This is a genomic window from Aquabacterium sp., assembly GCF_016234775.1.
In the GTDB taxonomy this organism is placed as follows: Bacteria; Pseudomonadota; Gammaproteobacteria; order Burkholderiales; family Burkholderiaceae_C; genus Aquabacterium.
Window position 1 is genome coordinate 203156 of the sequence record NZ_JACRAH010000001.1, and the last position, 14243, is coordinate 217398.

Below are 14243 nucleotides of genomic sequence, written 5' to 3' on the forward strand. Positions count from 1 at the left end.
CACCATGGCATGGTCACAACTCACCTGGGCTGAACTGCCTGATGCGCTGGGCGCGGCGCAGCAATCGGCCATTCTGCCGATCGGCGCGACCGAGCAGCACGGCCCGCACATGGGTTGCGGCATGGACGCCGTGATCGCCGATGTGCTGTGCAAGGCCGTGGCCGAACGTACTGGTGTGCCCATGTTGCCCACCTTGCCCTATGGCTGCTCGCTGGGGCACAGCCGTCGCTGGCCAGGCACGATTCCGGTGCAGCCCATCACCTTGATCGAACTGGTCAAGCAGATTGGTGATGGGGCTTATCACAGCGGTGTACGCCGCCTGTTCATCGTCAACACGCACGTGACCAATGCGGCGCCACTGCGTTGCGCGCTGGAAATGCTGCGCGCCGAGCACGACGACCTGATGGTGGCCGTGATCAATTCGCCGCAGATCAGCGAGCGTGTGCGGCAATTCCACTTCGCCGATGCCGAAGACTGGCATGCCAATGATGCAGAGACCTCGCTGATGCTGGCCCTGGCGCCCGAGATGGTGCGCCCTGATCTGCACAAGGCGGCTGATGACCCTGATCGCACCGAGGGGCAGGTGTTTGCGCACCCGGTCAACCGCACCAGCCTCAATGGTGTCACCGGCTTTCCCAGCCTGGCCACGGTCGAGAAGGGCCGCCAGGGCTTCGAGTGGATGGTGGAAGACCTGTCGGCGCTGATCCAGCGCGGCATGAGCCAGACGCCGCCTCTGGCGCAATCGTTTTTCGACCGCGTGGGCTGACGACACCACACGGTATGTGCCCCCATCCCGGGGCCGGATCTCGTCGATGGAGTTAGGAAGATGCATTCCCCCGAAGAAGTCACCGCCATCCAGCAGTCCCTCAAGGCCAAGGGTGTGAAGTACTGTATCGGCGCTTACGTGGACATCCACGGCATCCAGAAAGCCAAGGTGGTGCCCATTGACCACCTGCCGCAAATGGCGGTGGGCTCGGAGCGCTACACCGGCTATGCACTCGATGGCCTGGGCCAGGCGCCCAACGAAGACGAACTCACCTCGGTACCCGATCTGAATCACATCGTTCAGTTGCCGTGGGAGCCCAAGATCGCCTGGATGCCGGCCGACAACCACTTCAAGGGCGAGCCCTATCCCTTGAGCACCCGCGTGGCGCTGCAAAGCGTGATGGCCGAGGCCGCCAAGATGGGCTTCGGCATGAACCTGGGCATCGAGTGCGAGATCTTCCTGCTCAAGAAGGAAGCCGATGGCACGCTGTCCGTACCGCATGCCGACGACAAGCTGGTCAAGCCCTGTTATGACGTGAAGGGCTTTGTCGATAACTTCAGCTGGCTCGACAAGGTGGCCACCTGCATCAACGACCTGGGCTGGGACCTGTACTCGTTTGACCATGAAGACGCCAACGGCCAGTTCGAGTTCGACTTCAACTATGCCGACGCGCTGACCACCTGCGATCGCCTCACCTTCTTTCGCATGATGGCCAAGCATTACGCCGAAGAAGAGGGCCTGCTGGCCACCATGATGCCCAAGCCCTTTGCCAACAAGACGGGCAATGGCGCGCACTTCAACATGTCCTTGTACGACCTGAAAACCGGCAAGAACCTGTTTGCCTGTGATCCGAAGGACGATCCTCGTGGCATTGGCCTCACGCCCTTGGGCTATCAGTTCGTGGCGGGCATCCTCAAGCACGGCCGTGCCCTTTGCGCCGTGTTCGCGCCCACGGTCAACAGCTACAAGCGCCTGGTGCGCCGCGGTGCCATGAGCTATTTCTCTTGGGCGCCGGTGTTCAACTCTTATGGCTCCAACAACCGCACGAACTCGGTTCGCATCCCAGCCGGTGGTGGGCGCTGTGAATCACGCAATGCGGATGGCGCCGTCAACCCCTATCTGGCCGCCGCACTGGCTTTGGCTGCAGGCCTGGAAGGCATCCGCGAAGGCCTGAACCCGGGCGAGCCCAACGAAGACAATCTGTACGAGTTGAGTGACGCCCAGCGCCGCGAGCGCGGCATCGAGTTCCTGCCCCAGACCTTGCAGGAGGCCGTGCAGGCCTTTGCGGCCGATCCGCTGGTGGAGTGCACGCTGGGCAAGGCCCTGCGTGACGAGTTCATCACCTACAAGACCCAGGAGTGGGAGGCCTATCACCTCTCGGTCAGCCAGTGGGAAATCGAACGCTACAGCCACATGTTCTGACGCCATGGACGACACATCTGCATCCCCTTCGGACGTCCGCGCCAGCAGCCAGGTCACGCGCATCAGCATTTCGATGCCGGAAGACCTGCTGCAGGAGCTGGACGTGATGGTGGCCCGCCGAGGCTTCGAAAGCCGCTCGCAGGCCATCGGCGCGATGATCAACGACCAGTTGCTGGAGCACAAGCGTCAGTTGGGGGAGCAGGTGATGATGGGCACGATCACGCTGCTGTATGACCGTTCCGTCAAAGGCCTGCAGAAGCAGTTGGCTGACCTGCAGTGCGAGCACATCGATGAGGTCATCAGCTCGCTGCACGTTCACCTGATGGACAAGCAGATGCTGGAAGTGGTGCTGGTGCAAGGGCCGGCCACCCGCTTGCAAGCGATATCGGATGCCATGAGCACGCTGCGTGGTGTGATCACCGGGCGCCTGCAACTGATGGCCGCGACGATCCCGCCGGTGCATCCGTTGATCAAACCTTAGGCAGGGCTCAAGAGGGCGTCTTTACAGACAGTTAACGGGGTCAGGGGCGACAGGGCGCCATACGGGCTGATAATGCGGGGCGCGCGGGCCAACAGCGGGCCTGCCCCCCAATTCCTCTGCCCATGATTGCCACACAACAACACCGTCGTTTCTCCCTCGCACTTGGCGCTGGCGCCGTTTTGCTCAGCTTGGCTGCGTCTGCTCTGGCCGTGGAGATCTCTCCGCCGCCCGCTTTGACCAACAAGGCCTACGTGCTGATGGAGTCCGATACCGGTCAGATCCTGGCGTCGTCGAATCCGGATGTGCCTTTGCCGCCGGCTTCACTGACCAAGATGATGACCAGTTACATCGTCGAGCAGTCGTTGAAATCGGGACGCCTGAAACCAACTGACCAGATTCATGTGAGCCTGAATGCCTGGTGCCGCGGCTCCAGCACCGAATCCTGCATGTACCTGCCGCTCAACAGTTCGGCGTCTGTCATGGACATGCTGCGCGGCATCATCATCCAGTCGGGCAATGACGCCTCCAAGGCTGTAGCCGAGCATCTGGGTGGGTCCGAACAGGCATTTGCGCAAACCATGAATGCCGAAGCGAAACGTCTGGGCATGCGCAACACCCATTTCGAGAACGCCACGGGCTTGCCAGCGCCCACTCACAAGGCCTCAGCGCGAGATCTGGCTGTTCTCGCCCGCGCGATCATCCATGACAGCTCGGTCTACTACCCGATCTACGCGGAAAAGGAATTCAAGTTCAATGGCATCAAACAGGGCAACCGCAATGCCTTGCTGTACACCGATCCAACCGTGGATGGCCTGAAGACCGGGCACACCGAGGATGCCGGCTACTGCCTGACTGCCTCATCCAAGCGCAATGGCATGCGTTTGATCTCGGTCGTCATGGGGACCAGTTCCATGCAGGACCGCGCTGATCAGACGCGCGCCTTGTTCAACTGGGGCTTCAGCTCGTTCGAGAAAGCCAAGGCCGTGGCGGGTGGCGCAGCGTTGGCCTCCGCCCCGTTGCAGTTCGGCAAGGCCGATGTTGTGCCGGTTGGCCTTGTGGCCGATTGGAACGTGATGGTGCCGCGTGGTCAGGCTGGGCAAATCAAGACAACGGTGCAACTCAATCCCGAAATCAAGGCGCCTGTCGCCCGAGGTGCCGTGGTAGGCAAGGTGCTGGTCACGATCGATGGCAAGCCTTATGGCGAGCAGAACCTGGTCGCACTGCAGCCCGTCGAGAAGTCAGGCTTTTTCCTGAACATCTGGCAGCACATCCGCAAGTTGTTCAAGTAATTCACACTGACGCCAAGGCCTTTGCTCGCCATGCTGGTTCACCCACAGTTCGACCCCATTGCGCTGAATCTGGGCTTTCTCAAAGTCCACTGGTACGGCCTGATGTACATGGTGGGTTTCATCCTGTTCCTGCTGCTGGGGCGCTTGCGCGTGCGGCAGGGGCTGGCGCCCATTGCCGAGTTGCAGGTGGACGGCTTTCTCATGTACGGCGCTTTTGGCGTGGTGTTGGGCGGGCGCCTGGGTTATGTGCTGTTCTACAAGCCGAGCTATTTTCTGGCCCATCCCATGGAGATCTTGCAGTTGGGCCAAGGCGGGATGTCCTTTCATGGCGGGTTCCTGGGCGTGGTGATCGCGGGCTGGCTGTTCGCGTTGCGCAACAAGGTGTCCTATGTGCGCTTGTTCGACTTCGTGGTGCCGCTGGTGCCTTTGGGGCTGGCGGCCGGGCGTATCGGCAACTTCATCAATGGCGAGTTGTGGGGCAGGGCTGCGAGCCCTGATCTGCCTTGGGCCATGGTGTTTCCGCAAGCACGTGACGGTGGCGTCCTTCGTCATCCATCGCAACTTTATGAATTCGTACTCGAAGGTGTGCTGCTGTTTGCGGTGATGTGGCTGTTCACTCGAAAGCGCCGCCCGGTCGGACAGGCGACAGCCCTGTTCATGATGGGCTACGGCCTGGTGCGTTTCTGCGTGGAGTTCACGCGCGAGCCTGACAACTTCCTGGGGCTGCTCGGTTTGGGGCTGAGCATGGGCCAGTGGCTGAGTGCCCCGATGATCCTGGTGGGTGCGGTGCTATGGGTGCACTTCACCAAGCAGAATGTCAAGCCTGATTGAACAGCTTCAGCGGATCTTGCCCAGGAGGGCTTCGATGTCCTCGAACATCTCGCCCATGGCCGCAGCATCCTGTGCATCGGTGCCCAATTTGGCCTGTAGTTGCTGCTCCATGAAGCACACGGTCATGCGTACATAGGTGCTGTCCAGCGCCTTGCGCACAGCGGCCATTTGGGTGGCGATGGCCAGGCATCCATCGCCCTCTTCAATCATGCGCTGGATGCCACGCAACTGGCCTTCCGCGCGTTTGAGGCGGTTGAGGATGTCGGTGCGGCTTTTGTCGTTGTCCAGGGCAGCCATGATGCAGTCGTCCGGTGGGCTCGCGTCAGAAGTGGTGCGCGTGCAAGCCTTCATTGTGCACAATCTTTGAAGCCCAGTTTGCGCAGGATGATGGCCATCGGGCAGAAGTTGGTGAAACCGAACTGAAACAGGTTGGCGCCGACAAAGGCCGTGAAGGCCAGAGCCCACTTCGACACAAACAGGGGGCTGCCTTCCACGCCCAGAGCGAGCGAGATCATGATGAATAGCCCGGCGACGATACGGATCATGCGTTCCACGGTCATGGTGTGTGTCCTTTCTAGGATGTAGAGAGCCTGATCAAACGGGCTCATGCAGGCGCCGATAGGCGGCGTAGTACAGAACCGGGATGACCACGAGCGTGAGCAGGGTGGACACCAGAATCCCGAAGATCAATGAGACGGCCAGGCCATTGAAGATGGGGTCGTCGAGGATGAAGAAGGCGCCGACCATGGCGGCGATGCCGGTCAATGCAATGGGTTGGGCCCGCACTGCGGCGGAGTCGACCACGGCCTGTTTGAAGGCCACACCGCGCGCCACCTGCAGTTCAATGAAGTCCACCAGCAGGATGGAGTTGCGCACGATGATGCCGGCCAGCGCAATCATGCCGATCATGGATGTGGCCGTGAATTGCGCACCGAGCAGGGCGTGGCCTGGCATCACCCCGATGATGGTCAGGGGAATCGGCGCCATGATGATCAGCGGCGTGCGATAGGACTTGAACTGCGCCACCACCAGCAGGTAGATCAGGATGAGGCCCACGCCATAGGCTGCACCCATGTCGCGGAAGGTCTCATAGGTGATCTGCCATTCGCCGTCCCACTTGAGCGCGTAGGCCCGGTAGGGATCGGAAGGCTGCTTGATCCAGTATTCGCTGATGGCCCCTGTGCCAGGCAAGGCGGCTGCCTCCAGCTTGCTGCGGATGGCAAACAGACCATAGAGCGGTGAGTCGAGCTGGCCGGCCATGTCGCCAAATACATAGCTCACGGGCATCAGGTCCTTGCTGAACAGCGGCTTGTCGATCACGCCGTGCTCTACCCGCACCAGCTCCGACAAGGGCACGAGTTGCCCGTTGCCTGCGCGCAAGGGCAGGGCCAGCAACTTGTCCAGGCCAATCTGCGATTCTCGTGGCAGCTGGATGCGCACAGGCACGGCGATGCGCGACTGACCGTCGTGCAGATAGGCGGGGTCGGCACCAGACAGCGCAGCCTGCACGGCTTGCGCCACACTGGCGACCGGGATACCGAGCGATTCAGCGCGTTGGCGTTGAACCCGCAGGAACACGCGAGGTGCGTTTTCCTTCAAGCTGGTGTCGATGCCCACGATGTCGGCTGTTTCGCCGAAAGCCTTGGCCACCCTTTGGGCCAGTTGCTGCCGACCGGCCTCATCCGGCCCGTAGATCTCGGCCACCAGGGGTGACATCACCGGTGGGCCAGGGGGCACCTCCACCACCTTGACGCGGGCACCATGACGCGCAGCGATCTTCTCGAGATCGACGCGCAGGCGTTGGGCGATGGCGTGGCTCTTTTCATGGCGGTGGTGCTTGTCCACCAGGTTGACCTGCAGATCACCTTGTTCCGCATCAGCACGCAGGTAGTACTGGCGCACCAGCCCATTGAAAGTGATGGGGGCGGCGGTGCCCGCATAACCTTGCAGATTGAGCACCTCAGGCTGCCTGGCGAGGAAGGCGCTCATGTCTTGCAATGCGGCCGCCGTGTCCTCCATGGCGGTGCCGGCAGGCATGTCCACCACAACCTGGAACTCGCTCTTGTTGTCAAAGGGGAGCATCTTGAGGATCACACCCATGCCCGATGAGGGGATGGTGGCCAGGCCGATCGACAACATCAGCGCGACGATGATGCTCAGGCCCATCGCCCAACGTCTGCCGCGGTGCACCAGCAAGGGCATGAGCACGCGGTTGAAGAGGCCATGCAGCTTGCTTGCCAGCCCAGTTGGCGCATGCCCGGCATCGCCAGGCGTTCCTTCGTGGGGCTTCATGAGCTTGAGCGCGAGCCACGGCGTGACCGTGAAGGCGATGCCCAGCGAGATGGCCATGCCCAGGCTCGAATTGATCGGAATCGGGCTCATGTAGGGGCCCATCAGGCCACTCACAAACGCCATGGGCAGCAAGGCCGCGATCACGGTCAAGGTAGCCAGGATGGTGGGGCCACCCACTTCGTCCACCGCCAGCGGGATGATCTCCTTGAGCGGTTTGCCTGGCGTCAGCTGCTGATGGCGATGGATGTTTTCCACCACCACGATGGCGTCGTCCACCAGGATGCCGATCGAGAAGATCAGTGCAAACAGCGAAACGCGGTTGAGGGTGAAGCCCCAGGCCCACGAGGCAAACAGTGTGGCGGTCAGCGTCAGGATCACGGCGGCGCCCACGATCACGGCTTCGCGGCGGCCCAGGGCAAAGCCCACGAGCAGGATCACCGAGCCGGTGGCAAAGGCCAGCTTCTGGATCAGCTTGTTGGCCTTTTCGGCAGCAGTTTCGCCGTAGTCGCGTGTGATGCTGAGTTCCACGTTGGCGGGCAACACGGTGTTGCGCAGCTCATCCAGCCGCTGGCGCACGGCACGGGCCACGTCCACAGCGTTCTGGCCGGGCTTCTTGGTCACGGTCAACGTCACGGCAGGGAAGGCCTGGCCCGCGCCTTGAACGGCGCTGCTGGGTGCTTGGGCGCCAGCAGTTGCCCCGGCACCGGGTGTGAACCACACGTGCCGTCGGGCTTGCTGAGCACCCCATTCCACTGTGGCGACCTCGCGCAAGTAGATGGGCTTGCCGCGGCTCACACCGACCACCAGATCGCCGACGTCCTCGGCCGAGCGCAGGAACTCGCCGGTTTCGATCGTCAACATCTGGCTCTGGCCGATTGAACCCGTCTGGCCGCTGCCAGGTTGCAGCACGCTGCCGGAGGGCAGGCTGAGGTTTGCTGCAGCCAATGCCTGTTGAAGCGAGCTCAGGTCCACGCCGCGTTCACGAAGGCGGCTCGGATCCAGCGTGACCATCACGGCCTGACCGGGCCCACCGATGGTTTGCACTTCACGCGTGCCGGGGACGCGCTTGATTTCTGCTTCCAGACTGCGCGCTACGCGCTCCAGTTCCAGCGCCGATCGGGCATCGCGGCTCCACAGGGTGATGGCGAGCACGGGCACGTCGTCAATCCCCTTGGGTTTGACGATGGGGGGCAAGGCGCCCAGATTGCGTGGCAGCCAGTCCTGATTGGCGTTGAGCACGTCGTACAGGCGCACCAAGGCATCGGTACGGGGGACACCCACCTTGAACTGCACAGTCAGCACGGCCATGCCAGGGCGTGACACCGAATAGGTGTGCTCGATGTCGGCGATCTGCCCGAGCACTTGCTCGGCAGGGCCTGCGATCATGTTCTGCACGTCCTGGCTGGAGGCGCCGGGGAAGGGCACCAGCACATTGGCCATGGTCACATTGATCTGCGGTTCTTCCTCGCGGGGCGTGACCAACACCGCGAACAAGCCCAGCAACATGGCCACGATGGCCAGCAGCGGTGTCAGGGCGTTTTGCTGAAAGGCCTGGGCCAGGCGCCCTGCGATGCCCATCTGGCTGTGCTCGCTCATGGCTTCATCGGGCTGGCATTGGCCAGGCCCGCCTTCAAGGCGTCTGCGGCGATGGTGTCGCCGGCCCTCAGCCCGCTGAGCACCGTGACCGAGCTTGCCTGTGTGCTGGCAGGGGCGGTACGGACGGCCTGCAGCATGAATTGCCCCTCACGCACCACATAGACGCCCGTGAGTTCGCCCCGTCGGATCACGGCCAGCGCCGGCACGGTCAAGCCGCTTTCAGTGGCGCCTTGGGCGGTGGCTGTTGCCATGTCGCTGAAGCGCACGCGTGTGGTCTGGCCCGGCAGGGCTGCTGTGGTCGGCAAATCCAGGCGCCATTCCACCGTCTGGGAAACGGGGTCAGTGCCAGGCAGAGAGGCCAGGCGCAAGGCTCTAACCCATTGTGGCGCCGCTTGTGATGTGACCGCAGGCAGTAGCACTTCTGCGGTTCGGGCCGACTTGACGCGCTCCGCCAGCGAGGTGGGTACTTGAACCACGGCGCGCATGGCCTGTGGTGCAAACAGGGTCAGGATGGGCCGGCCAGGCGCAGCCAGATCACCCACGTCCGCATGGGTGGAGATGATGCGTCCGTCAAATGGTGCCGTCACGGTCGCGAACCCCTTGGCGAGGGCGGCTTGCGATTGACCCGCTTTCGCCGCATTGAAGGCAGCCTGGGCGGAGCGCCATTGTGCCTGTGCGCTGTCCAGCGCCGTCGCACTGATGAAGCCTTGTGCCTTGAGTGCCTGACTGCGCTCCCATTGCAGTCGTGTGTTGGTCAACTGGGCATCAGCTTGCGCCACATCGGCCTGGCTGCGGATGAGGGCGGCCTGTACATCGCGGTCGTCCACCTGGGCCAGGGCCTGTCCGGCTTTGACGGTGTCGCCAGCCTTGACCAGCAGGGCAGTGATGTTGCCAGCGACCTGGGCTGAGACGGTGCTCTGGCGTATGGCCTGGATCACGCCATCCCACTCCATGACCCCGGCATGGGATTGGGCCTGGACCCGGATGGTGGGCACTTTCTGGGCGTTGCTCTGCGCGACGCTCGGCAGGCAGGCCGCAGCCAAGGTGGCTACCAACAAGGTTTGGACGACAAGGTGTCTGGCCATGAAACGCGCTCCTCAGCAATATACGGTGGGGAGTATACATATACCCCATTGGGTATGCAAGCGTGGCACTTTTCCGGACACCATTGACGGTGTGAAAAAACCGGCGATCAGCCGGGTATCAACACGCTGGACGACGGCTTGGCTGGGTTGTAATAGACCTTGACCTTCTGACCGACCGGAAAGGGCGCAAGCTCATTCAGTGCCTGTTGCTCGTCAAAATGATTCAGGCCAAAGGCGCGCAGGCGATCACCGGTGTACGTTGTGCCGTTGACGGTGTAGCGATAGCGAACTTCGGTGAACCACTCGTGGGTGGGCGTGCCACTTTGCTCACCCGTTTCGTTGCGGGCCCGGGCCCTGGATACCAGCATTTCGCCTTCAACCGAGGGCCAGTTAGGGCTGGCCTGCTTGATCTGCCAGGCATGCCAGGCGAGGTAGACCGCGCCGACGATGAAGGCGATGATCAGGTACTTGCCAAGGTCGTCGGGCATGGATGTGGTGTCTTGAGTGCAATCAGGGTGACAAGCGTCGTGAACCGGCGGGATTTGCGCGAAGATGGGAACCCGTCCTTCTTTGCATGTCGCTGCTGACTTTATGCCTCAAACCGCTGCGCCTCACAGTCCTTTTTACGCCCACCTGTCGCGTCTGCGCTTCATCAAGCGCTGGGGGCTGATGCGCAATGCGGTGGAAGAAGACGTGGCTCAGCACAGCTGGGAGGTCGCCGTGATTGCGCATGCGCTGGCCGTGATCGCGCGTGACGTGCTGGGCAAGCCGATCGACCCCAACGCCGTGGCCACCCGTGCCTTGTTTCACGATGCCACCGAGGCCATCACAGGCGATCTGCCTACGCCGGTGAAGTATTCCCCCGCGATGCGCCACGCCACCCAGAATCTGGAAGGCGAGGTGTGCGAGGAAATGCTGCGCCTTTTGCCGCCCGCCGTGAGGCCTGCCCTGAAATCGGCGATGGACCATCACGAATGGCCAGGTGAGGAGGCTCGTCTGATCAAGTCCGCTGACCGACTGGCCGCCTGGTTGAAGTGCCGGGCGGAGCTACGGTATGGCAACAAGGAGTTCGAGCAGGCGACCGTGCAAGTCAAATCGAAGATTGACGAGCACATGACACCTGAAGTGCAGTACTTCCTGGACACCTTCGGCTCGGCCTACGAGTTGACACTCGATTCGTTGATGCAAGGGGAGTGAGCCTTTTGACCGGGCGTGGACCGAGTTGGCAGGATGTGCTCGCAGGCTTGTCGGTAGCAGGCTTGCTCCTGCCAGAGGCCGTTGCCTATGCAGGCATCGGCAACATGCCGCCGCAGGCCGGCGTGCTGGCGTTGTTCGCCGGTCTGTTGAGCTATGCCCTTCTGGGGAGCAGCCGATTTGCGATCGTGTCGGCCACATCGTCCTCTGCAGCGGTGCTGCTGGCCGCAACGGGCTCGCTGGCTGGCCTGAACACGGTCATGCGCATGGAGTTGGCGGCGGGCCTGGTCCTGCTGACGGGCTTGTTGTTCGCGCTGGGTGCACTGGCCAAGGTGGGCGCAGTGTCGGCCTTCATTTCCAAGCCGGTACTCAGAGGATTCGCTTTCGGCCTGGCCTTGATCATCATCGTCAAACAGTTGCCCAAGTTGTTGGGGGTGCCGGCGCATGGGCATGACGCCCAGGCCTTGCTCATGAACTTGTGGGCCAGTCATGCGCAATGGCATGGTGCCAGCATGATCCTGGGCGTCCTGGCATTGCTGGCGCTGTATGCGTTTTCTCGGCTGGGGCGGCGCTGGCCTGGCGCTTTGTTGGTCATGCTCGCGGGGATCGCGGCGCAGCATCATCTGCAGTTGGCTGACAGGGGGGTGGCTGCCGTCGGCGTCATCGAACTTCATCTCAACCAGCCGGCGTGGCCCTCATTGCAGCGCGAGCAGTGGTTGCGTCTGGGGGAGCTAGCCGTGGCAATGGTGCTCATCCTGTACGCCGAGTCCTATGGCGCCATACGCAGCCTGGCGATCAGGCACGGAGATGACGTTCAGCCCAATCGGGATCTGCTGGCGCTCGGTGTGGCCAACGTGTTGAGCAGCATCGTGCATGGCATGCCGGTGGGCGCAGGCTATTCGGCCAGCGTGGCCAACGAATCAGCGGGCGCGCAGTCCCGCTGGGCGGGCCTGGTTGCCCTGGCCGTTCTGCTGGTGGTGGCCTTGAGCTTGTTGCCTGTGGTTGCCTACATGCCGGAACCGGTACTGGGGGCCATCGTGATCCACGCGGTGACCAACATGCTGGACCCGCGTGTCTTTCGGCCCTATTTCGTATGGCAGCGCGACCGACTGGTGGCCATGCTGGCTGTGGCCGGCGTGCTGTGGCTGGGGGTGCTGGATGGCTTGCTGGCATCCATCGGGATCAGCCTGTTCATGACCTTGCGAGGTCTGGCGCAAGCCCGTGTGGCCGTGCTGGGGCGACTCGACGAGGGGCACGATTTCATCGACGAGAAGCTCTCGCCGCTGGTTCGTCAGGAAGAGGGGTTGCTGATCCTTCGGCCGGAGGCGCCCATGTTTTTCGGCAACGTCGAAAGCCTGATGGCTCAAATACGCGCGCAATGGCGGCGCTGCCCTTCCGCCCGGTGCCTCATCCTGAGTCTGGAGGAGTCGCCCGATCTGGACGGCAGTTGTGTTGAGGCCCTGAAAGACCTGAACATCGACATGGGCAATGCCGGGCAATTACTCATGGTGGCGCGGCTCAAAAGCCGTCCGTACATCGTTTTGCAGCGGGCTGCGCTGCCACAGACGAGCCTCACCATGCTCAGCATTGATGACGCGGTCAAACTGGCGCGTGCGCAACTCGACGCCGGGCACCGCCCGACAAAGAACGGCGGGTGAATTCGCCGACTTGGTGCATAAATTGCTTCTCCTTGGGCTCACACATCACATTTCGCCTGAGGTTGTTTCATGAAGTCGTTTATCCGTGCGGCAGAGATCTGGTTGCCTGCCCAAGACCATTCCTTGCTCGAATTTGGTGCGGGCCTGTTCGGGGATGCCTTGAGTTTTGGTGCACTCAGCCAGACCATGTGTTTCGGTCGCGCTGACGGTTTGCCCGGGGAGGCTTGGGGCAAGGGCCATCCGGTGCTGCTCAAGCATTTCGAAGGGTCGGATTTTCGTCGTATCGGTGCCGCCGACGTGGCAGGCCTGACCTGCGCAGTGGCCTTGCCGTTTTTCAAAGCTGGCGAGGTGAGCGCCGTCGCGGTTCTCTTTGGTGGTGACGACGAGTCCAGCAAGGGGGCGATTGAACTCTGGCGCAATGACCCGCGCATCAGTTCCGATATCACCTTGCTGGATGGCTATTACGGTGGTCTACCTCCTGAATTCGAGCAGTTATCGCGCGATGCCTACCTGCCGCGCGGCATGGGTTTGCCGGGCATGGCCTGGCAGCGGGACGAGTCCGTGATGTTGGGGCAGGCGGACGCCAGCACCAGCTTCCTTCGTGGTAACGCGGCCAGCGACGCGGGCATCTGCCGAGCGCTGGCATGGCCATGCCAGTCCATGACCAATGCCAGCTATGTGCTCATGTTGTTGTCTGGCACAGCAACGCCCGTTGCGCGCCGCATGGAGCGCTGGGTGGTGGACGCAGCCAGTGGCAGCCTGGTTCTGGCAGGAGGCTATTGCGAAACCGAGGGGGAGTTGCCTGGTGCATCTGCGGCGTTCAGTGTGGAGGAGGCTGATCCCTTGATTCGACAACTCCTGAGCGATGGCACCCCCGTTCTGTCTGAGACCGCGCAGTCCATGTCAGGGGTGATCGGGCGCGCAGCCGTCAAGGCTGGCGTCCAGGGGTGCTTGTGCCTGCCCGTCGTGGTTGAAGACAAGGTCACGGAGTTCGTGGCGCTCTATCTTTGAATAGGCGTTTGCGCTGCCTTGTGGGCGGCGCCCTTGATGGCGTAAATACCTGTAAATGTGCGGGAGCGGGTAGACAGGAAGCAGGTCAGGTGCGTTAAATGGTCATCTTCACAACTGGAGTGTCATGATGATCAAGAAGCTCCTGCTTTCTCTGGCGGTGCTGTGCGCCGCCCCCGCGTTCGCCGAAACCAATGTGGGTATTTCGATCGGCATCCACCAGCCCGGGATGTACGGCCGCATCAATATCGGCAACTATCCCGAGCCGGTTGTGGTGTACCCACAGCCCATCATCGTTCAACCCTCGCCGGTTGCGGTCTATCAAAGTCCGATCTATCTGTATGTGCCACCGCAGCATCAACGTGACTGGCGGCGCTATTGCAGTCGCTATAGTGCGTGTGGGCAACCGGTGTTTTTTGTCCGGGAGGAGTGGGTGAAGGAGCGTTGGGAGCGAGAACATGCGCGCGACCGCCGCTTCGCTCCGCCGGATCGACAGGACCATGGGCGTGGTAACGCCTACGGTCACGACAAGGAGCGCCGGGACAAGGGGCGCGGGCATGACCGACGTGATCGCGACCGTGATTGATCGAATAATGGCACGTTGACCTGAGGAGATCTAGA

Annotated in this window: 14 protein-coding genes; 9 read left to right on the top strand and 5 right to left on the bottom strand. The window is 62.1% G+C overall.

Annotated features, from left to right (window positions below; translation table 11 throughout):
- The first annotated feature begins 4 nt into the window (after nucleotides 1-4).
- The 5 genes from HY836_RS00900 to lgt all read left to right on the top strand — a co-directional run bounded on the left by HY836_RS00900 (nucleotide 5) and on the right by lgt (nucleotide 4789).
- Entirely contained in the window at nucleotides 5-766 is a 762-nt protein-coding gene (locus HY836_RS00900; protein WP_290672503.1) for a creatininase family protein, read from the top strand.
- Between the two features lie 60 nt (nucleotides 767-826).
- On the top strand, nucleotides 827-2188 hold the full coding sequence (gene glnT / locus HY836_RS00905; protein WP_290672506.1) for a type III glutamate--ammonia ligase: 1362 nt from the start codon (nucleotides 827-829) through the stop codon (nucleotides 2186-2188).
- 4 nt (nucleotides 2189-2192) lie between these two features.
- Complete coding sequence (nikR, locus tag HY836_RS00910) at nucleotides 2193-2669, top strand: nickel-responsive transcriptional regulator NikR (RefSeq protein WP_290672509.1); 477 nt, start codon at nucleotides 2193-2195, stop codon at nucleotides 2667-2669.
- A 122-nt stretch (nucleotides 2670-2791) separates the two neighbouring features.
- Entirely contained in the window at nucleotides 2792-3958 is a 1167-nt protein-coding gene (locus HY836_RS00915) for a D-alanyl-D-alanine carboxypeptidase family protein (protein WP_290672512.1), read from the top strand.
- A gap of 30 nt (nucleotides 3959-3988) precedes the next feature.
- Nucleotides 3989-4789, top strand: coding sequence for a prolipoprotein diacylglyceryl transferase (gene lgt, locus HY836_RS00920; protein ID WP_290672515.1), 801 nt, complete (start codon nucleotides 3989-3991; stop codon nucleotides 4787-4789).
- Between the two features lie 6 nt (nucleotides 4790-4795).
- Here the strand turns inward: lgt and HY836_RS00925 are convergent, their stop codons facing one another.
- The 5 genes from HY836_RS00925 to HY836_RS00945 form a co-directional block, all read right to left on the bottom strand.
- Complete coding sequence (locus tag HY836_RS00925) at nucleotides 4796-5086, bottom strand: metal-sensing transcriptional repressor (protein WP_290672518.1); 291 nt, start codon at nucleotides 5084-5086, stop codon at nucleotides 4796-4798.
- Nucleotides 5087-5136: 50 nt separating this feature from the next.
- Nucleotides 5137-5349, bottom strand: a complete 213-nt coding sequence (locus HY836_RS00930; protein ID WP_290672522.1) for a DUF2892 domain-containing protein — start codon at nucleotides 5347-5349, stop codon at nucleotides 5137-5139.
- Between the two features lie 34 nt (nucleotides 5350-5383).
- Nucleotides 5384-8677 (bottom strand): efflux RND transporter permease subunit, encoded by a 3294-nt coding sequence (locus HY836_RS00935; protein WP_290672525.1) that lies wholly within the window; start codon nucleotides 8675-8677, stop codon nucleotides 5384-5386.
- Complete coding sequence (locus HY836_RS00940) at nucleotides 8674-9762, bottom strand: efflux RND transporter periplasmic adaptor subunit (RefSeq protein WP_290672528.1); 1089 nt, start codon at nucleotides 9760-9762, stop codon at nucleotides 8674-8676. The genes HY836_RS00935 and HY836_RS00940 overlap by 4 nt, the downstream gene beginning before the upstream one ends.
- Before the next feature lie 107 nt (nucleotides 9763-9869).
- A complete protein-coding gene (locus tag HY836_RS00945; RefSeq protein ID WP_290672531.1) occupies nucleotides 9870-10250 on the bottom strand; it encodes a DUF3592 domain-containing protein in 381 nt (126 codons plus the stop codon).
- Nucleotides 10251-10353: 103 nt separating this feature from the next.
- Here HY836_RS00945 and yfbR point away from each other — a divergent pair, with 103 nt between their 5' ends.
- The 4 genes from yfbR to HY836_RS00965 all read left to right on the top strand — a co-directional run bounded on the left by yfbR (nucleotide 10354) and on the right by HY836_RS00965 (nucleotide 14208).
- Nucleotides 10354-10959 (top strand): 5'-deoxynucleotidase, encoded by a 606-nt coding sequence (gene yfbR, locus HY836_RS00950; RefSeq protein ID WP_290672534.1) that lies wholly within the window; start codon nucleotides 10354-10356, stop codon nucleotides 10957-10959.
- The gene (locus HY836_RS00955; RefSeq protein WP_290672537.1) at nucleotides 10956-12614 is read left to right on the top strand and encodes a SulP family inorganic anion transporter; all 1659 of its coding nucleotides are present in this window, start codon (nucleotides 10956-10958) and stop codon (nucleotides 12612-12614) included. Before yfbR ends, HY836_RS00955 begins: the two co-directional genes overlap by 4 nt.
- 69 nt (nucleotides 12615-12683) lie before the next feature.
- Nucleotides 12684-13625 (top strand): hypothetical protein, encoded by a 942-nt coding sequence (locus HY836_RS00960; RefSeq protein ID WP_290672540.1) that lies wholly within the window; start codon nucleotides 12684-12686, stop codon nucleotides 13623-13625.
- 127 nt (nucleotides 13626-13752) lie between these two features.
- Nucleotides 13753-14208, top strand: coding sequence for a hypothetical protein (locus tag HY836_RS00965; protein ID WP_290672543.1), 456 nt, complete (start codon nucleotides 13753-13755; stop codon nucleotides 14206-14208).
- Nucleotides 14209-14243 lie beyond the last annotated feature (35 nt).